20 protein-coding genes and 1 riboswitch are annotated in these 18,629 nt (G+C 72.7%); of the genes, 8 read left to right on the forward strand and 12 right to left on the reverse strand.

Annotation, left to right across the window (positions count from 1 at the left end):
- Positions 1-16: 16 nt before the first annotated feature.
- The 5 genes from metF to ACGF3H_RS01680 all read right to left on the reverse strand — a co-directional run bounded on the left by metF (position 17) and on the right by ACGF3H_RS01680 (position 3,902).
- Positions 17-940, reverse strand: a complete 924-nt coding sequence (gene metF, locus ACGF3H_RS01660; protein ID WP_362499839.1) for a methylenetetrahydrofolate reductase [NAD(P)H] — start codon at positions 938-940, stop codon at positions 17-19.
- A 122-nt stretch (positions 941-1,062) separates the two neighbouring features.
- Positions 1,063-1,719 carry a thiamine phosphate synthase gene (thiE, locus tag ACGF3H_RS01665; RefSeq protein WP_362499838.1) on the reverse strand — a complete coding sequence of 219 codons (657 nt, stop codon included), beginning with the start codon at positions 1,717-1,719 and terminating at the stop codon, positions 1,063-1,065.
- 126 nt (positions 1,720-1,845) lie between these two features.
- Positions 1,846-2,211 (reverse strand): Rv2175c family DNA-binding protein, encoded by a 366-nt coding sequence (locus tag ACGF3H_RS01670; RefSeq protein WP_077797631.1) that lies wholly within the window; start codon positions 2,209-2,211, stop codon positions 1,846-1,848.
- A 66-nt stretch (positions 2,212-2,277) separates the two neighbouring features.
- A complete protein-coding gene (locus ACGF3H_RS01675; protein WP_362499837.1) occupies positions 2,278-3,519 on the reverse strand; it encodes an FAD-dependent oxidoreductase in 1,242 nt (413 codons plus the stop codon).
- Positions 3,520-3,551: 32 nt separating this feature from the next.
- Entirely contained in the window at positions 3,552-3,902 is a 351-nt protein-coding gene (locus tag ACGF3H_RS01680) for a hypothetical protein (RefSeq protein WP_362499836.1), read from the reverse strand.
- Positions 3,903-3,953: 51 nt separating this feature from the next.
- Positions 3,954-4,065: riboswitch (TPP riboswitch) on the forward strand.
- Between ACGF3H_RS01680 and thiO the strand changes: the two genes are divergently transcribed.
- The 5 genes from thiO (at position 4,063) to ACGF3H_RS01705 (ending at position 9,341) form a co-directional block, all read left to right on the forward strand.
- Entirely contained in the window at positions 4,063-5,274 is a 1,212-nt protein-coding gene (gene thiO / locus ACGF3H_RS01685) for a glycine oxidase ThiO (protein WP_362499835.1), read from the forward strand. It overlaps the preceding riboswitch by 3 nt.
- On the forward strand, positions 5,271-5,471 hold the full coding sequence (gene thiS, locus ACGF3H_RS01690) for a sulfur carrier protein ThiS (protein WP_362499834.1): 201 nt from the start codon (positions 5,271-5,273) through the stop codon (positions 5,469-5,471). Before thiO ends, thiS begins: the two co-directional genes overlap by 4 nt.
- Before the next feature lie 3 nt (positions 5,472-5,474).
- On the forward strand, positions 5,475-6,272 hold the full coding sequence (locus tag ACGF3H_RS01695; RefSeq protein WP_362499833.1) for a thiazole synthase: 798 nt from the start codon (positions 5,475-5,477) through the stop codon (positions 6,270-6,272).
- Positions 6,273-6,465: 193 nt separating this feature from the next.
- The gene (pknB, locus tag ACGF3H_RS01700) at positions 6,466-8,415 is read left to right on the forward strand and encodes a Stk1 family PASTA domain-containing Ser/Thr kinase (protein ID WP_362499832.1); all 1,950 of its coding nucleotides are present in this window, start codon (positions 6,466-6,468) and stop codon (positions 8,413-8,415) included.
- A 47-nt stretch (positions 8,416-8,462) separates the two neighbouring features.
- Positions 8,463-9,341: a deoxyribonuclease IV gene (locus tag ACGF3H_RS01705; RefSeq protein WP_362499831.1), complete on the forward strand. Its 879-nt coding sequence runs from the start codon at positions 8,463-8,465 to the stop codon at positions 9,339-9,341.
- A gap of 18 nt (positions 9,342-9,359) precedes the next feature.
- Here the strand turns inward: ACGF3H_RS01705 and ACGF3H_RS01710 are convergent, their stop codons facing one another.
- Entirely contained in the window at positions 9,360-10,007 is a 648-nt protein-coding gene (locus ACGF3H_RS01710; RefSeq protein ID WP_362499830.1) for a sulfite oxidase-like oxidoreductase, read from the reverse strand.
- 182 nt (positions 10,008-10,189) lie between these two features.
- Here ACGF3H_RS01710 and bfr point away from each other — a divergent pair, with 182 nt between their 5' ends.
- Positions 10,190-10,693 carry a bacterioferritin gene (gene bfr, locus ACGF3H_RS01715; protein ID WP_362499829.1) on the forward strand — a complete coding sequence of 168 codons (504 nt, stop codon included), beginning with the start codon at positions 10,190-10,192 and terminating at the stop codon, positions 10,691-10,693.
- On the opposite strand, the gene ACGF3H_RS01720 is transcribed toward bfr, so the two are convergent.
- Positions 10,690-10,923: a (2Fe-2S)-binding protein gene (locus tag ACGF3H_RS01720; RefSeq protein ID WP_362499828.1), complete on the reverse strand. Its 234-nt coding sequence runs from the start codon at positions 10,921-10,923 to the stop codon at positions 10,690-10,692. The genes bfr and ACGF3H_RS01720 overlap by 4 nt on opposite strands.
- A 169-nt stretch (positions 10,924-11,092) precedes the next feature.
- Positions 11,093-12,445, reverse strand: a complete 1,353-nt coding sequence (locus tag ACGF3H_RS01725) for a class II 3-deoxy-7-phosphoheptulonate synthase (RefSeq protein WP_362499827.1) — start codon at positions 12,443-12,445, stop codon at positions 11,093-11,095.
- 104 nt (positions 12,446-12,549) lie between these two features.
- On the opposite strand from ACGF3H_RS01725, the gene ACGF3H_RS01730 reads away from it, so the two are divergent.
- Complete coding sequence (locus ACGF3H_RS01730; RefSeq protein WP_362499848.1) at positions 12,550-12,606, forward strand: trp operon leader peptide; 57 nt, start codon at positions 12,550-12,552, stop codon at positions 12,604-12,606.
- A 103-nt stretch (positions 12,607-12,709) separates the two neighbouring features.
- Complete coding sequence (locus ACGF3H_RS01735; protein WP_362499826.1) at positions 12,710-14,599, forward strand: anthranilate synthase family protein; 1,890 nt, start codon at positions 12,710-12,712, stop codon at positions 14,597-14,599.
- Here the strand turns inward: ACGF3H_RS01735 and ACGF3H_RS01740 are convergent.
- The 4 genes from ACGF3H_RS01740 to macS all read right to left on the reverse strand — a co-directional run bounded on the left by ACGF3H_RS01740 (position 14,551) and on the right by macS (position 18,613).
- On the reverse strand, positions 14,551-15,546 hold the full coding sequence (locus ACGF3H_RS01740; protein WP_362499825.1) for a 2-hydroxyacid dehydrogenase: 996 nt from the start codon (positions 15,544-15,546) through the stop codon (positions 14,551-14,553). The two genes, ACGF3H_RS01735 and ACGF3H_RS01740, sit on opposite strands and share 49 nt — an antisense overlap.
- A 61-nt stretch (positions 15,547-15,607) precedes the next feature.
- Entirely contained in the window at positions 15,608-16,636 is a 1,029-nt protein-coding gene (locus tag ACGF3H_RS01745; RefSeq protein WP_362499824.1) for a 6-phosphofructokinase, read from the reverse strand.
- Positions 16,637-16,688: 52 nt separating this feature from the next.
- Entirely contained in the window at positions 16,689-17,366 is a 678-nt protein-coding gene (locus ACGF3H_RS01750) for a response regulator transcription factor (protein ID WP_362499823.1), read from the reverse strand.
- Entirely contained in the window at positions 17,363-18,613 is a 1,251-nt protein-coding gene (macS, locus tag ACGF3H_RS01755; RefSeq protein WP_362499822.1) for a MacS family sensor histidine kinase, read from the reverse strand. The genes ACGF3H_RS01750 and macS overlap by 4 nt, the downstream gene beginning before the upstream one ends.
- Positions 18,614-18,629: the final 16 nt, after the last annotated feature.

The raw sequence follows: 18,629 nt of genomic DNA on the forward strand, positions 1-18,629 counted from the left end.
AATACGTGCGGCCGGTCTAGGCCCGCGGGGGGTGGTGCAGGCCCAGGTTCTCGTAGATTTCCAGCGTCGCCGTGGAGTTGTTGAGCGTGATGAAGTGCAGTCCGGGCACACCCTCGGCCAGCAGCCGTGCGCAGAACTCCGTGGCGAACTCGATGCCAATGGAGCGTACAGCCGCCGGATCGTCCTGTGCCGCGAGGATGCGCTCTTTCAGCTCGGCCGGGAACGAGGCGTTGCTGAGTTTCGGCAACCTCTCCAGCATCTTCACACTCGTCACCGGCATGACCTCGGGGATGACCGGGGTGTCGCAGCCGGCCGCGGCGACCCGGTCCCGCAGGCGCAGGTACGACTCGGGCTGGAAGAACATCTGCGTGATCGCGTAGTCGGCGCCGGCCCGGCACTTGTCGACGAAGTGCGTCACGTCGGTGTCCCAGTCCGCGGAGCGCGGGTGCATCTCCGGGAAGGCGGCCACGCCCACGCAGAAGTCGCCCGACTCCTTGATCAGCCTGACCAGCTCGGCGGCGTACGTGAGGCCCTCGGGGTGCGGGACCCAGTCGGCCGTCGGGTCGCCGGGCGGGTCGCCCCGCACGGCCAGCATGTTGCGGATCCCCGCGTCGGCGTACTGGCCGATGATGTTGCGCAGCTCCGCGACGGAGTGGTCGACCGCGGTGAGGTGGGCGACCGGGGTCAGGGTCGTGTCGGCGACGATCTGCTCGGTCTCCTTGACCGTGCCCGCGCGGGTGGAGCCGCCCGCGCCGTAGGTCACGGAGACGAAGTCGGGGGCGACCGCCTCCACCCTCCGGAGCGCACTCCACAGGTTCCTCTCGCCCTTGGGCGTCTTCGGCGCGGAGAACTCGAACGAGTACGTCGTCTTGCCGGCGGCGAGGATGTCCCGCACGGTGCGTGCGCGATCAGTCCTGGTGGATGCGGTTCCGAGGGCCATACGGGCAGGTTAGCCAGGGAGTGGCGGCCTCCCAACCGGATGCGGGAGATTTGTCCGTATTGTCGACTTGTTGTCCATCCCTTGGACACATGCCCACGGCAACCGCACGGAACGGTCGCTGCCTACGCCTGGCGCAGGCGCTTCGCGAACTCGGCCGCCGCCGCGCCGGGGTCGTCCGCCGCGGTGACGGCGCGGACGACGACGACCCGGCGGGCGCCCGCGTCCAGCACCTCGTCGAGGTTGCCGAGGTCGATGCCGCCGATGGCGAACCAGGGGCGGTCGGTGCCGAGGGACGCGGTGTACCGGACCAGGTCGAGGCCGGGCGCGTGCCGGCCGGGCTTGGTGGGGGTCGGCCAGCACGGGCCGGTGCAGAAGTAGTCCACGCCCTCCTGCGCGGCGGCCGCGGCGGCCTCGGACTCGGCGTGCGTGGAGCGGCCGACGAGGACGTCGTCGCCGAGGATCGCGCGGGCGGCGGGCACCGGCAGGTCGCCCTGTCCGAGGTGCAGCACGCCGGCGCCGGCGGCGTGGGCGACGTCCGCCCGGTCGTTGACCGCGAGGAGCTTGCCGTGGCGGGCGCAGGCCTCGGCGAAGACCTCCAGGTGCTCCAGCTCCTCGGCGGCCTCCATGCCCTTGTCGCGCAGCTGGACGATGTCGACGCCGCCGGCCAGCACCGCGTCCAGGAACTCGGGCAGGTCGCCCTGGCTCCTGCGGGCGTCCGTGCACAGGTAGAGCCGGGCGTCGGCGAGCCGGGCTCGTGCGGTGGCGGCGGTCTCGGACATGCGTGTGTCCCCCCAGATCGGTGACGTACGGGCCGCGGCGGGCGGCGCGTGGCAGACGGCCGCGCCGGTGGCGGCCGTGGCGTACGGACCGCGGGTGTCGCGGCCCGTACGCCGGGCGGTGTCAGGTCAGACGGCGAGCGCCTGGGCGCGGCGCTTCACCTCCGTGCCGCGATTCTCGCTCAGCGCCTGCGCGGGGGTGCCGGGCAGGGTCGGGTCGGGCGTGAAGAGCCACTCGAGCATCTCCTCGACCGTGAAGCCGTCGTCCCGGAGCAGGGTCAGGGTCCCGACCAGGCCCTTGACGACCTTGTCCCCGTCGATGAAGGCCGCCGGGACGTGCAGCGCTCGGTTCTCGCCACGGCGTACGGCGATGAGCTGGCCTTCCTTGATCAGCTGCCGCACGCGGGTCACCTCGACGCCGAGCATCTCGGCGATGTCGGGGACGGTGAGCCAGGCGGGTACGAGAGCATCGATCTTTGCGTCAATCTCGGTCACGTCTCCAGCCTGCCATCTGGCACTGACAGTCGGAAGCCGGACCCGGCCCAACCCGCCGACGGCGGACTACGCCGTCGCCGCCTTGAGCGGCCGCGCGGGGTCGGCGAGCAGCCGCGGGTCCATCCTGGCGCCCGCCTCGATCAGCCGCCTGCCCTGGGCCAGGTCCCGGGGCCGGCCCACCGCCAGCAGCGCGATCAGCCGCTCGTCGCGCAGCCAGCAGACCGTCCAGGCGGCACCGGAGGGGTCGCCGCGCCACAGCGTGGTGTCCGCGGCCGTGTGATGGCCCGCGTACTGGACGAACCGGCCGAACTGCTCGGACCAGAAGTACGGCACCGGGTCGTACACCGCCGGGGCCTCGCCGGTGGCGGCGCCGACGATGTCGGCGGCGACCGTGCGCGGGCCCTGGAGGGCGTTGTCCCAGTGGTGGACGAGCAGGCGCTCGCCGTAGCGGCCGGAGGGGAAGGAGGCGCAGTCGCCGACCGCGTGGACGTCGGGCACGGAGGTGCGCAGGCGGTCGTCGGCCAGGATCTCGCCGTGCGCGCCGAGCTCGACGCCGGAACCGGCGAGCCAGGCGGTGGCGGGGCGGGCGCCGATGCCGACGACGACGGCACCGGCGGGCAGCCGCGAGCCGTCGTCGAGGACGACGTGACCGGGCTCGACGCGCTCCACGCGCGCGTGGGTGCGCAGTTCGGCGCCCGCGTCGGCGTACCAGGCGGTCATGGGGGCGGCGACCTCGGCGGGCACCGCGCCGGCGAGCGGCCGGCCGGCGGCCTCCACGACGGTCACCGCGCAGCCCGCCTCGCGCGCGGCGGTGGCGAACTCGGCGCCGATCCAGCCCGCGCCGACGACCACGATGTCGTGCTGCCGGGCCAGCACCGGGCGCAGCCGCTCGGCGTCGTCCAGGGTGCGCAGCAGGTGGACGCCGGGGACGCCCTCGGCACCGGGCAGCCGGACCGGTTCGGCGCCGGTCGCGACGACGAGGACGTCGTAGGGCACGGGCCCGGCGGAGGTGTCCAGGACGTGCGCGCCGGGGCGCAGGCGCAGCGCCTCGCAGCCGAGCCGCAGCTCGATGCCGAGCGCCTCGAAGTCGACGTCGAAGGCGGAGCCCTCGGCCGTGCCGAGCAGGACGGCCTTGGACAGCGGGGGGCGGTCGTACGGCTGGTGGGGTTCGGCGCCGATCAGCGTAACGGTGCCGGTGAAGCCCTGTTCGCGCAGGGCGACCGCGGTCTGCACGCCCGCCATGCCCGCACCGACGACGACCACGCGACGCTCCGCGTCCGCTCCCCGCTCCTGCGTCTGCTCGTTCACCTGATCACCTTAGACACCCGGCAATTCGCCGGTCAGTCCTCGTGCGCGGTGATCTCCTCCACAACGCTCGTACCGCTGCCCTGCCGCGACTCCCATTCCCAGGTCTCCTCCAGCCGCACCCGCCCGTCGGGCAGGTCGACGACCGTGGACACGCAGTGCCCCGACGACGTGCTGCCGTCGGTCCTGAGCTGTACGTACCGGAAGTCGAGCCGGTCGCCCGCGCGGGTGCCCACCAGCCGGCCGCGGACGACGTCGCCACCCGTGTACTCGGCCCAGACCTCGCCGTCCTCCTCGTGGTAGGTGAACCGGGTGCGGGTCCCCACCTGGCCGGGGGCCTGGTCGGCGACCGGGGCGAGGACGAGACCGTCGAGCGAACGGGCCACGGTGGAGGCTCCCTTACGAGTTCGGCGTGGTGCGGGCTAGGGTGGCCAACGTAAAGCACTCGCGGGAGCCCGGACGCACCGGGCTGAGAGGGAGGCTGGCGGCCTCCGACCGTACGAACCTGATCCGGGTCATGCCGGCGAAGGGAGGGGCTGGACGCCCATGCCGTCCCCATCGATCGCACCGTCCGTACCACCCCGCACGTCCGACGTCCTCGTCGTGGGCGGCGGGATCATCGGCCTGGTCACGGCCTGGCGGTCCGCGCAGCGCGGGCTCGCCACGGCTCTCGTGGACCCCGAGCCGGGCGGCGGCGCCGCCCAGGTGGCCGCCGGGATGCTGGCCGCCGTCACGGAACTGCACTACGGCGAGCAGACGCTGCTCGGGCTGAACCTCGCCTCGGCCCGCCGCTATCCGGAGTTCGCCGCCGAGCTGACCGACCTGACGGGCCACGACCTCGGTTACCGCCGCTGCGGCACCCTGGCCGTCGCGCTGGACGCCGACGACCGCGCCCACCTGCGGGAGCTGCACGCGCTGCAGGAGCGCTCGGGGCTGGAGTCCGAGTGGCTGTCGGGGCGCGAGTGCCGGCGTCTGGAGCCGATGCTGGCGCCGGGCGTGCGCGGGGGGCTGCGGGTGGACGGCGACCACCAGATCGACCCCCGGCGGCTGGCCGGCGCGCTGGTGGCCGCCTGCGAGCGCGCGGGTGTGGTCTTCCACCGGGTGTGGGCCGACCGGCTCGCGGTCGCCGGGGACCGGGCGACCGGCGTCGTCACGGCCGGCGGCTCGGTGCTGGAGGCCGGGCAAGTGGTGCTGGCCGGGGGCAGCCTGAGCGGGCGCCTGGCGGGCGTGCCGGAGGCCGTGCTGCCCGCGGTGCGGCCGGTGAAGGGCCAGGTGCTGCGCCTGACCATGCCGCGGGCGCACGGGCCGCTGCTGAGCCGGACGGTGCGGGCCGTGGTGCGCGGCAACCCCCTCTACCTGGTGCCCCGGGAGAGCGGCGAGCTGGTCGTCGGCGCCACCAGCGAGGAGCTGGGCTGGGACACGACGGTGACCGCGGGCGGTGTCTACGAGCTGCTGCGCGACGCCCACGAGCTGGTCCCCGGCATCACCGAGCTGCCCCTGACGGAGACCCGCGCGGGCCTGCGCCCCGGCTCCCCCGACAACGCCCCGCTGCTCGGCCCGACCGGACTCGAGGGGCTCCTGCTGGCCACCGGCCACTACCGCAACGGCGTGCTGCTGACCCCGGTCACCGGTGACGTCATGGCGCACGTCCTGACCACCGGGGAGCTGCCGGAGGAGGCCCGTCCCTTCACTCCCCGGCGCTTCGGCGCCGCCCCCGCACTCTCGCAGCAGACCGTCCTCACGGAGCAGACCGCATGAACATCTCCGTCAACGGGGAGCCGCGCGAGGTGGCTCCCGGCACGGCCCTGGACGCCCTGGTGGGCACGCTCACCGCGGCGCCGTCCGGCGTGGCCGCCGCCCTGAACGAGACCGTCGTCCCGCGCGCGCAGTGGTCCGCCACCGCGCTGTCCGACGGCGACCGCGTCGAAGTCCTCACCGCCGTCCAAGGAGGCTGACCCATGGCCGACGATCCCTTCCTCCTCGGCGGTACGGCCTACACGTCCCGCCTGATCATGGGCACCGGCGGCGCCCCCAGCCTGGACGTGCTGGAGCACGCGCTGGTGGCGTCAGGGACCGAGCTGACGACCGTCGCGATGCGCCGGGTGGACCCGTCCGTGCACGGGTCGGTGCTGTCGGTCCTGGAGAAGCTCGGCATCCGGGTGCTGCCGAACACGGCCGGCTGCTTCACCGCGGGGGAGGCCGTCCTCACCGCCCGCCTCGCCCGCGAGGCCCTCGGCACGGACCTGGTCAAACTGGAGGTCATCGCCGACGAGCGCACCCTCCTGCCGGACCCGATCGAGCTGCTGGACGCCGCGGAGACGCTGGTGGACGACGGCTTCACGGTGCTGCCGTACACGAACGACGACCCGGTCCTGGCCCGGAAGCTGGAGGACGTCGGGTGCGCGGCGATCATGCCGCTCGGGTCGCCGATCGGGTCCGGGCTCGGCATCCGCAACCCGCACAACTTCCAGCTGATCGTGGAGCACGCGCGCGTGCCGGTGATCCTGGACGCGGGGGCCGGTACGGCGTCGGACGTGGCGCTGGCGATGGAGCTGGGGTGTGCGGGCGTGATGCTCGCCTCGGCGGTGACGCGGGCGCAGGAGCCGGTGCTGATGGCCGGCGCGATGCGCGCGGCGGTGGAGGCGGGGCGGCTGGCGCGCCGGGCCGGGCGGATTCCGCGGCGGCACTTCGCGGAGGCGTCGTCTCCCGCGGAGGGCCTGGCGGTGCTGGATCCGGAGCGGCCCGCTTTCCGGTGACCCCGCGGTGTCGCTCGTTCTCCCACCCGCGCATCACCCGTTTCCCGTCGGACAAAAGGTGGACCTCGCCCGTGGGGGCCGGGCGCCGTCGGCGGCGTGCGGTGGGTGGGAAGCGTCACAGGTGCGCTTCAGTACCGCCGTGACGGGGCTGGACGACCGCGGGGTGTCCGTGGTGGCTCGTACACTCGCCTGCGTGGACACGACCCTTCAGGACCCTCTGGTCGGGCAGGTGCTCGACGGCCGGTACCGCGTCGAGGCGCGGATCGCGGTCGGCGGGATGGCCACGGTCTACCGGGCCGTGGACACCCGCCTGGACCGCGTGCTCGCGCTGAAGGTGATGCACCCGACGCTCGCCACCGACGCCATCTTCGTCGAGCGGTTCATCCGCGAGGCCAAGTCGGTGGCCCGGCTCGACCACCCCAACGTCGTCCAGGTCTTCGACCAGGGAGCCGAGGGGGCGTACGTCTATCTGGCGATGGAGTACATCGCCGGCTGCACCCTGCGCGACGTGCTGCGCGAGCGCGGGGCGCTGCAGCCGCGGGCCGCGCTCGACATCCTGGAGCCGGTGCTGGCCGCGCTCGGCGCCGCGCACCGGGCCGGGTTCGTGCACCGGGACATGAAGCCGGAGAACGTGCTGATAGGGGACGACGGCCGGGTCAAGGTCGCCGACTTCGGGCTGGTGCGGGCCGTGAACACGGTCACCAGCACCACCGGGTCGGTCCTGGGCACCGTCTCCTACCTGGCGCCCGAGCAGATCGAGCACGGCGCCGCCGACCCGAGGGTCGACGTCTACGCGTGCGGTGTCGTCCTGTACGAGATGCTGACCGGCGGCAAGCCGCACGACGGGGACTCCCCCGCCCAGATCCTCTACAAGCACCTCCACGAGGACGTGCCGCCGCCGTCGGCCGCCGTCCCGGGGATGGCGTACGCGCTGGACGACCTCGTCGCGTCGGCGACCGCGCGCACCCCGGAGGTCCGCCCGCACGACGCCGTCGCGCTGCTGGCGCAGGCCCGCGAGGCGCGTGCGGCGCTGAGCGCCGAGCAACTGGACGCCGTGCCGCCGCAGGCCCTCGCCGCGGACCACGACAACGCCGAGGACCGCACGAGCGTGATCCCGCGCGCGCTCACCGTGCCCAGGCCGCTGCCGGTGAACGAGGACGAGGACGGCGTCCCGGCCGGCGAGGCCACGGCGGACGGGGTCCACCGCACCAGCCGGTTCACGGCTCCCCCTCCGCCGCCCCGGCGCCGTCGCCCCCAGGTGAGACGCGGTCCGCTGGCGATCGTCGTCGCCGTGCTGCTGGTCCTCGGCGCCGGCACGGGCTTCTGGTACATCAATTCCGGCCAGTTCACCAAGGTGCCGCCGCTGCTGTCCAAGACCCGGGCGCAGGCCGAGGACCGGCTGGAGGAGGCCGGGCTGGACGTCGGCACGGTCAAGCACGCGTACAGCGACACGGTCGAGCGCGGCACCGTCATCAGCACCGACCCCGGGGTCGGCACCCGGATCCGGAAGAACGACTCGGTGTCGTTCACGATCTCCGACGGTCCCGACACCGTGGAGCTGCCGGACGTGCAGGGCTACAAGCTGGACCGGGCGCGGACCGTGCTCGAGGACGAGGGACTGGAGCCGGGCATGGTGACCCGGGAGTTCAGCGACGACGTCCCCAGGGGCTTCGTGATCTCCACGGACCCGAAGACGGGCACCGAGGTGCGCGCGGGCTCCGCCGTGGCGCTCGTCGTCAGCAAGGGCCGCCCGATCGACGTGCCGGACGTCACCGGCGACGACCTGGCGGACGCGAGGGCGGAGCTGGAGGACGCCGGTCTGAAGGTGAAGGTCGCCACCGAGCAGGTCACCTCCGAGTACGACAAGGGGCAGGTCGCCCGGCAGACGCCGGACCCCGGCAGCCGCGCCGCCGAGGGTGACACGGTGACGCTGACGGTGTCCAAGGGCCCCGAGATGATCGAGGTCCCGGACGTGACCGGCGACAGCGTGGACGACGCGAAGCGCAAGCTGGAGGACGCCGGGTTCGGGGTGAAGGAGGACCGCGGGCTGCTCGGGCTGTTCGGCGACACCGTCAAGGACCAGTCCGTCGACGGCGGCGACACGGCGCCCAAGGGGTCGACCATCAAGATCACCATCAGGTGACGGCTCTCACGGTCCGGACGCCCGACCGGGCATGACACCCTGAACGGGTGAACAGTCAACAGTCCGCTCCGTCGCGCAACCCCGTCGGCGGTCATGTGCCCGTCGCCGGCGGCCTGCACTCCGTCGGCCTGTCCTACGCCCGTGACCTGCGGGCGGAGGCCGTGCAGGTCTTCGTGGCCAACCCGCGCGGCTGGGCCACCCCGGCCGGCAACCCGAAGCAGGACGAGGCGTTCCGGGAGGCCTGCGCCACCGAGGCGATCCCGGCGTACGTGCACGCGCCGTACCTGATCAACTTCGGCTCGCACACCGAGGCGACGGTGGAGCGGTCGGTCGAGTCGCTGCGGCACTCGCTGCGGCGCGGGCGCGACATCGGGGCGCTCGGGGTGGTCGTGCACACCGGCAGCGCGACCGGCGGCCGGGACCGTTCGGTGGCGCTGAAGCAGGTGCGGGAGTTCATGCTCCCGCTGCTGGACGAGCTGACCCACGACGACGATCCGTACCTGCTGCTGGAGTCGACCGCCGGCCAGGGCGCCTCCCTGTGCTCGCGGACCTGGGACTTCGGACCGTACTTCGAGGCGCTGGACGCCCACCCGAAGCTGGGTGTGTGCCTGGACACCTGCCACATCTTCGCGGCCGGTCACGACCTGACCGGCCCGGCCGGCATGCACCGGACGCTGGACCTGCTGGTGGACACGGTCGGCGAGGGCCGGCTGAAGCTGATCCACGCCAACGACTCCAAGGACGTGGCGGGCGCGCACAAGGACCGGCACGAGAACATCGGCGCCGGTCACATCGGCGAGGACCCGTTCCGGGCGCTGATGACGCACCCCGCGACCGAGGGCGTGCCGCTGGTCATCGAGACGCCGGGCGGCAAGGAGGGGCACGCCGCGGACGTCGAGCGCCTGAAGAAGCTGCGCGACGGCTGATCCGGGGCCGCTCGGGGCTCAGAGCTCGGGGCCGTCCCCGGGCTCCTCCTGGTAGGAGTAGCGCTGCTCCCGCCACGGGTCGCCGATGTTGTGGTAGCCGCGCTCCTCCCAGAAACCGCGGCGGTCCGCGGTCATGTACTCGATGCCGCGGACCCACTTCGGGCCCTTCCAGGCGTACAGGTGGGGGACGACCAGACGGAGCGGGAAGCCGTGCTCGGCGGTCAGCAGCTCGCCGTCCTTGTGGGTGGCGAAGAGGGTGCGCTCGGCGGCGAAGTCGGCCAGCCGCAGGTTGGAGCTGAACCCGTACTCCGCCCACACCATCACGTGGGTGACGGCCGGTCCGGGCGGGGCGAGCTCGAGGATCGTGCGGGCCGGGACTCCGCCCCACTCGGCGCCGAGCATGCTGAACTTCGTCACGCAGTGCAGATCGGCCACGACCGTCGTGTACGGCAGTGCGGTGAACTCCTCGTGGGTCCAGCAGTGCTTGTCGCCGTCGGCGGTGGAGCCGAAGACCCGGAACTCCCAGCGCTCGGGCCGGAACTTGGGGACCGGCCCGTAGTGCGTGACCGGCCAGCCGCGCTGGAGCCGCTGTCCCGGCGGAAGCTCGAACTGCGGCGTCTCTCCCGAACCGCCCTCTCCCGAACCCTGTTCCACCGGCTGACCCATGCCTCCATCCTGACAGACCCGGACCGATGCCCCTGACACGACCCCCTTACATGGGACAGAAGGAAACATATCTTACTAAACATGTACGTACTTACTAAGTCAAGACTTACTGGACGATCTTCGATGCCGGTGCAATCATGCGGCGCAACCCGCCAGTTCCCGCGTGGAAGGAGCCTTACGCGATGCAGGGCGACCCCGAGGTCATCGAGTTCCTCAACGAGCAGCTGACCGCCGAGCTCACCGCGATCAACCAGTACTTCCTGCACTCGAAGCTGCAGGACCACAAGGGCTGGCACAGGCTCGCGACGTACACGCGCGCCGAGTCCTTCGACGAGATGCGCCACGCCGAGCTGCTCACCGACCGCATCCTGCTCCTCGACGGCCTGCCGAACTACCAGCGCCTCTTCCACGTGCGGGTGGGCCAGAGCGTGACGGAGATGTTCCAGGCCGACCGGGAGATCGAGGTCGAGGCCATCGACCGGCTGCGCCGGGGCGTCGAGGTGATGCGCAACAAGAACGACATCACGTCGGCCAACGTCTTCGAGGCGATCCTCGCCGACGAGGAGCACCACATCGACTACCTGGACACCCAGCTGGAGCTGATCGACAAGCTGGGCGAGTCGCTCTACCTGTCCACGGTCATCGAGCAGACCCAGCCGGACCCGTCGGGGCCGAAGCTGGTCTAGGCGGCTTCCGGAAGCTCCGAGAGGACCGGTTCGCCCTGGTCGGCGAGCTGGCGGCGGGGGCAGGCGCCACGGCCGAGCAGCGCCTGGATGCGCCGTACGCAGCCGCCGCAGTCGGTGCCGGCCTTGCAGGCGGAGGCGATCTGCCGGGGCGTGCAGGCGCCGGCTTCCGCGTGGTTCCTCACCTGTTCCTCGGTGACACCGAAGCAGCTGCAGACGAACACGCGGTTCACCTCCCGAGCGGGGTACAAGGTCGTGCCGTACCGACGACCGGAGGCCCTGATCGGTGAGGCAAACCTAACCTTACCCATCACACAGGGACGGCAAAAGCGGAGGGGGCGCGGATCGTGTGTGACCCGCGCCCCATTCCGTGTCCCTGCCGCCCCGGTGGGGGGCGGACCGTCACTGGTCCCGGTACATCTCCGCCACCAGGAACGCCAGGTCGAGCGACTGGCTGCGGTTCAGGCGCGGGTCGCAGGCCGTCTCGTAGCGCTGGTGCAGGTCGTCGACGAAGATCTCGTCGCCGCCGCCCACGCACTCGGTGACGTCGTCACCGGTGAGCTCGACGTGGATGCCGCCCGGGTGGGTGCCGAGCGACTTGTGGACCTCGAAGAAGCCCTTGACCTCGTCGAGGACGTCGTCGAAGCGGCGGGTCTTGTGGCCGGAGGCCGCCTCGTAGGTGTTGCCGTGCATCGGGTCGGTGATCCAGGCGACGGCGGCACCGGACGCGGTGACCTTCTCGACCAGCTCGGGGAGCTTGTCGCGGATCTTGTCCGCGCCCATCCGGACGATGAAGGTCAGCCGGCCCGGCTCGCGGTCCGGGTCCAGGCGCTCGATGTACTGCAGCGCCTCCTCGGCCGTCGTCGTCGGGCCGAGCTTGATGCCGATCGGGTTGCGGATCCTGGACGCGAACTCGATGTGCGCGTGGTCCAGCTGCCGGGTGCGCTCGCCGATCCACACCATGTGGCCGGAGACGTCGTAGAGCTGCCCGGTGCGGGAGTCGACGCGGGTGAGCGCCGACTCGTAGTCGAGCAGCAGCGCCTCGTGCGACGAGTAGAACTCGACGGTCTTGAACTCCTCCGGGTCCGTGCCGCAGGCCCGCATGAAGTTCAGCGCGCTGTCGATCTCCCGGGCGAGCTGCTCGTAGCGCTGGCCGGACGGGGACGACTTCACGAAGTCCTGGTTCCAGGCGTGCACCTGGCGCAGGTCGGCGTAGCCGCCGGTGGTGAAGGCGCGCACCAGGTTCAGCGTGGACGCCGACGCGTGGTACATGCGCTTGAGCCGCTCGGGGTCCGGGACGCGGGCCTCTTCGGTGAAGTCGAAGCCGTTGACGGAGTCGCCGCGGTAGGTCGGCAGGGTGACGCCGTCGCGGGTCTCGGTCGGCTTGGAGCGCGGCTTGGAGTACTGACCGGCGATCCGGCCGACCTTCACCACGGGCACGGAGGCGGCGTACGTGAGCACGGCGCCCATCTGGAGCAGGGTCTTGAGCTTGTTGCGGATGTGGTCCGCGGACACCGCGTCGAAGGCCTCGGCGCAGTCGCCGCCCTGGAGGAGGAACGCCTCTCCCTTGGCGACGGCCGCCATCCGGGCGCGCAGCTGGTCGCACTCGCCCGCGAAGACGAGCGGCGGATACGACTCGAGGTCCGCGATCACTGCGCGCAGAGCCTCGGTGTCGGGGTACTCGGGCTGCTGCGCCGCGGGCAGGTCTCGCCAGGTGTTGCCAGCGCTCGCGCTGGTCTTAGCGTTCACGGTCACGGCCTCAACACTACGGGGTCGGACGGCCGCTCCCGCCCCGTGCCCGAAGAGTGAGACACGCGTAACGCCTTGTGGACAGGCCGCCGTGGGGTACGCTGCGGTGTATGTTCGCGCACTCGATCCAGACCTGGTGGTGGACCGCTCCTCCGGCGGCCCACTGACTGCGCGTACGCAAGACTTCGCGAAGGCCGCCCGAGAGGCGGCCTTCGGTGTTTTCGCGACCGGGCCGTCCCTCTCACCGAGAGAAGAGAAGGACACGGACCCATGCTTCAGTTCGACCTGCGCGCCCTGGCCGCCGGTGACCGCCCGTTCGCCCTGCTCCGCCGCCGCACCCCGGGCCACGCGCACGACACCGTGGAGCTGCTGCTCGGCCCGGTGACGGAGCACGACCGGCTCGCCGGCCTGCCCGACGAGGGGCTGGCGCTGGTGCCCTTCCGGCAGATCCGCGAGCGCGGCTTCGACGTGCGCGACGACGGCACACCGCTGCTGGTGCTGACCCCCGAGGAGCGGTACGACGTCCCGCTCGCCGACGCTCTGGAGCAGTTGCCCGCGCACGACGTCCGCGTGGCGGACGGCGGCTTCGACGTGGACGACGAGGAGTACGCGCGGATCGTCGCGCGGGTGCTGGACGAGGAGATCGGGCGCGGCGAGGGTGCCAACTTCGTCATCCGGCGGACGTACGAGGGGCGCGTGGCCGGGTTCGGGCGCGCCGACGCGCTGGCGCTGTTCCGGCGGCTGCTGGAGGGCGAGCGGGGGGCGTACTGGACGTTCGTGGTGCACACCGGGGACCGGACGCTGGTGGGGGCCAGCCCCGAGGTGCACGTGCGGATGTCCGGCGGCACCGTCGTCATGAACCCGATCAGCGGGACGTACCGCTATCCCGCCGAGGGGCCGACCCCCGAGCACCTGCTGGATTTCCTCGCCGACGGCAAGGAGACCGAGGAGCTGTCGATGGTGGTCGACGAGGAGCTCAAGATGATGTGCACCGTCGGCGACATGGGCGGTGTCGTCGTCGGGCCCCGGCTGAAGGAGATGGCGCACCTCGCACACACCGAGTACGAGCTGCGCGGCCGGTCCTCGCTGGACGTGCGGGAGGTGCTGCGGGAGACGATGTTCGCGGCGACGGTCACCGGTTCGCCGGTGCAGAACGCCTGCCGGGTCATCGAGCGGCACGAGGCCGGGGGGCGGGGCTACTACGCGGGGGCGCTGGCGCTGCTCGGCCGGGACGCGGGCGGGGCGCAGACCCTCGACTCCCCCATCCTGATCCGTACCGCCGACATCGACGCGGGCGGACGGCTGCGGGTGCCGGTCGGCGCCACGCTGGTGCGGGGCTCGGACCCGGCGGGCGAGGTCGCCGAGACGCACGCCAAGGCGGCCGGGGTGCTGGCGGCGCTGGGGGTGCGCCCGGCCCGCCCGCGTGCCGAGGCCGAGCGGCCGAAGCTGGCCGACGACCCCCGGGTGCGGGCGGCGCTGGACGGGCGCCGGGCCTCGCTGGCACCGTTCTGGCTGCGGATGCAGGAGCCGTCGGACACGCTGGCCGGGCACGCCCTGGTCGTCGACGCGGAGGACACCTTCACCGCGATGCTCGCGCACGTGCTGCGCTCGGCCGGGCTGGGCGTCACCGTCCGGCGGTACGACGAGCCGGGGCTGCGCGAGGCGGTGCTCGGGCACGACGGCCCGGTGGTGCTGGGGCCCGGCCCCGGTGATCCGTCCGACGCCGCCGATCCCAAGATGCGCTTCCTGCGCGCGCTGACCGCCGACGTGCTCGGGGGCGGCCGCCACGGTGTCCTCGGGGTCTGCCTGGGACACGAGCTGATCGCGGCCGAGCTGGGCCTGGACATCGACCGCAAGGAGGTGCCGTACCAGGGGGCGCAGACGGAGATCGACCTGTTCGGGAGGCGGGAGACGGTCGGCTTCTACAACAGCTTCGTGGCCCGTTGCGACGACGAGGCGGCGACCGAACTGGCCGCGCACGGGGTGGAGGTGAGCCGGAGCGCCGGGCACGAGGTGCACGCGCTGCGGGGCCCGGGCTTCGCCGGCGTGCAGTTCCATCCGGAGTCGGTGCTGACGCTGAACGGCGCGGCGATCGTGCGGGAGCTGGCCGGTCAGCTGCGCGGCACGAGCACGTTCTCCGAGCGGCGGCCGGCCCGGTAGTCGAGGACGTTGCGCACCGTGGCGTCGACGATCTGCCGGACGGCGTCCTCGGTGTAGTACGCCTGGTGCGAGGTGACCAGGACGTTCGGGAAGGTGACGAGGCGGGCCAGCGTGTCGTCGGCGATGGCCTCCAGGGACTTGTCGAGGAAGAACAGGCCCGCCTCCGCCTCGTACACGTCCAGGCCCACCCCGGTGAAGCGGCCCGCGCGCAGCTCGCCGACCAGGGCCCCGGTGTCGATCAGGCCGCCGCGGCTGGAGTTGATCAGGATCGCGTCGTCCTTCATCGCCTTCAGGGCCCGCGCGTCGATCAGGTGCTGGGTCTCGGCCATCAGCGGGACGTGCAGGCTGACCAGGTCGGACTCGGCCAGCAGCTCGTCCTTGGGGACGTAGCGCATGCCCAGCTCCAGGCAGGCGGGGTTCTCGGTGACGTCCCAGCCGAGCAGCCGCATGCCGAAGCCGTGGGCGATGCGGGTGAAGGCCTCGCCGATCTTGCCGGTGCCGAGCACGCCGGCGGTGCGGCCGTGCAGGTCGCGGCCCATCAGTCCGTGCAGGCGGAAGTCGAAGTCGCGGGTGCGGGTGGAGGCCCGCACGACGCGGCGGTTGACGGCCATGGCGAGGGTCCAGGCGAACTCGGCGACCGAGTGCGGCGAGTAGGACGAGACCCGGGCGACGGTCATGCCGAGCCGTTCGGCGGTGTCGAGGTCGACGTTGTTGAAGCCGGTGGAGCGCTGGGCGACCATCCGGGTGCCGCCGGCCGCGAGGATCTCCAGGACGGGCCCGCCGAGGTCGGCGTTGACGGACGTGGAGACGATCTCGTGGCCGGCCGCGATGGGGGCGGTGTCCGCGGTGAGGAAGACGTCCAGGCAGTGGATGTCGTGCCGGCCGTGGAAGGCCTGCTCGATCAGGGGCTTCTCGTCGGCCTGGACGCCGAAGGCCAGGATCTGCATGACCGCTCCCGTTCCGCTGGGCTCCGGGCCGAATATACGGCGCCCCGCCCGCGGCCGCCGGTCAGCCGAAGAAGACCCCGACCTCCTCGTAGAGCTTCGGGTCGACCGTCTTGAGCCGGGCCGTGGCCTCGGCGATCGGGACGCGGACGATGTCCGTGCCGCGCAGGGCGACCATGGTGCCGAAGTCGCCGTCGTGGACGCAGTCGACCGCGTGCAGGCCGAACCGGGTCGCCAGCCAGCGGTCGAAGGCGCTGGGCGTGCCGCCGCGCTGGATGTGGCCGAGGACGGTCGTCCGGGCCTCCTTCCCGGTCCGTCTCTCGATCTCCTTCGCCAGCCACTCGCCCACGCCGGACAGCCGGACGTGCCCGTAGGAGTCCCGCGACCCGTCCTTGAGCACCATGTCGCCGTCCCTGGGCATCGCGCCCTCGGCGACGACCACGATCGGGGCGTACGAGGCCCGGAACCGCGAGGTCACCCAGGCGCACACCTGCTCGATGTCGAAGCGCTGCTCGGGGATGAGGATGACGTTGGCGCCGCCGGCCAGGCCCGAGTGGAGGGCGATCCAGCCGGCGTGCCGGCCCATGACCTCGACGACCAGGACCCGCATGTGGGACTCGGCGGTGGTGTGCAGCCGGTCGATGGCCTCGGTGGCGATGCCGACGGCCGTGTCGAAGCCGAAGGTGTAGTCGGTGGCCGACAGGTCGTTGTCGATCGTCTTGGGCACGCCGACGCAGGGGACGCCGTACTCGTCGGAGAGGCGGGCGGCGACGCCCAGGGTGTCCTCGCCGCCGATGGTGACGAGCGCGTCGACGCCGAGCTTCGCGAGGTTCCGCTTGATCCGCCGGATGCCGTCCTCGTGCTGGAAGGGGTTGGTCCGCGAGGAGCCGAGGACGGTGCCGCCGCGGGGCAGGATGCCGCGCACGGCCGGGATGTCGAGGCGCACGGTGTCGCCCCGCAGCGGGCCGCGCCAGCCGTCCCGGAAGCCGGTGAACTCGTAGCCGTACTCCTGCACGCCCTTGCGCACGACGGCCCGGATGACGGCGTTGAGCCCGGGGCAGTCGCCGCCTCCGGTCAGCACTCCGACCTTCATCGCTCAACCCCTTTGCCACGGCGGGTGGTCGGGGTCACTGTCCCGCGCGGGGTCAGTCGTCGTCCAGACCCCGTTCTATCGCGTACCGCACGAGTTCCACCCGGTTGTGCAGCTGGAGCTTGCCGAGGGTGTTCTGGACGTGGTTCTGCACGGTGCGGTGGGAGATGACGAGGCGTTCGGCGATCTGCTTGTAGCTCAGGCCCTTGGCGACCAGGCGCAGCACCTCGGTCTCGCGGTCGGTGAGCCGGGGCGCCCCGGGCTCGCCGGTCTCCGGGGCGGGCGCCGGTTCGGAGGCGAGGCGGCGGTACTCGCCGAGGACCAGCCCGGCCAGGCCCGGGGTGAAGACGGGGTCGCCGGCGGCCGTGCGGCGCACCGCGTCCTGCAGTTCCTCGGTGGAGGCCGACTTCAGCAGGTAGCCGGTCGCGCCGGACTTCACCGCCTCCAGCACGTCGGCGTGCTCCCCGCTCGCGGACAGGACGAGGACGCGCAGCCCTGGGTTGGCGCCGACGACCTCCTTGCACACCTGCACGCCGGGCTTGCCGGGGAGGTTGAGGTCGAGCACGAGGACGTCGGGTGCGGCGGCCCGGGCGCGGCGCACCGCCTGGTCGCCGTCGCCGGCGGTGGCGACCACCTCGAAGCCGGACTCGGCGAGGTCCCGGGCCACGGCGTCCCGCCACATCGGGTGGTCGTCGACCACCATGACCTTGATCGGTTCCTGTCGCTCGGTCATCGTTCTGCCTTCCCCCGTGCGGTGCCGCCGGTGTCCGTGGTTGTGCCCGGCGCCTTCGGCGCCCGCAGTTCGACCTCCGTGCCCTGTCCGGGCACCGAGATCAGCTCGGCCGTGCCGCCGAGGTCGCGCAGCCGGCCCCGGATGGAGAGGGCGACGCCGAGCCGCCCCTCGCCCTCGGCCTCGGCGAGCCGTCCCTCGGGGATGCCGGGCCCCTCGTCGCGGACGGTGACGACCACCTCGTCCGGCTCGTCCTCGACGAGGATCCACGCGCGCGCGTCCTCGCCGACGTGCCGGCGGACGTTGTCCAGGGCGGCCCCCACGGCGGCGGCGAGCTCCCGTGCGGCGACCGGGGCCAGCGGCACCGGGGCGCCGGGCTCGGCGAGGTTCACCCGGGCGCCGGCGTACGGGGCGAGCAGAGCGCGCAGGTCGACGGGTCCCGCCGGGGCGTCCTCGTCCGGTTCCTCCACCTCGCGGACGACGGCACCCTCGGTGGTGTCCTCCGACACCCGGGAGACGGGGACCAGCCCGCCGGAGACCAGGGTGCGCAGCGCGACCTCCTGCTCACCGGCCATGCGTCCGAGCTCTGCCGCCTCGCCCCCGATGACGGCGCCGCGCCGCTGCACCATCGCGAGGACCTGGAGGACGCTGTCGTGGATGTCCCGGGCGAGCCGCTCCCGCTCCCTGGTCGCCGCCTCGATCTCCAGCGCGCGGGCGAGGGTGCGCTCGGAGGCGCGGGCGACCTCGACGACGTAGCCGATGGCGATGGAGGCGACCCAGACGAGGATCACGTTGTGGACGGTGTCGCGGGCCGGGGTGCCGCGTTCGACGAGGTTGGCGACGGCGACGAGGGTGGAGGCGACGGCCGCCCAGCGCCAGCCGCCCTTGATGGCGAAGGCCAGGACGGAGCCGGCGGTCCATATCGACGGCAGGGTCGGCCCGCCGTCCATGACCCGCTCGTGCGCGTCGGCGAACGGGGTGAGCAGGATGCCGGTGAGCGCGATCGTGAGGTCGGCGGCGAGGAAGCGCTTGGTGCAGCCGGCGGCGCCGGAGACCTTGGGGAGGGTCGCCAGGGTCCAGACGAAGAGGACGGCGTAGTAGGCCACGGCGAGCCAGGGGCGGGCGAAGCCGGACCATGCGGTGGTGAAGAAGCCGATCGCGTACAGCATGGTGAGCACGCGGTAACCGGCGAGCGCGCGCCACAGCGGCTGCTCGACCGACATCCTCATGACTCGCTCGCGCCTGGCCATGTCCCCCGCCCCCCGG

This window comes from Streptomyces sp. NPDC048185 (assembly GCF_043202495.1).
Lineage (GTDB): Bacteria > Actinomycetota > Actinomycetes > Streptomycetales > Streptomycetaceae > Streptomyces.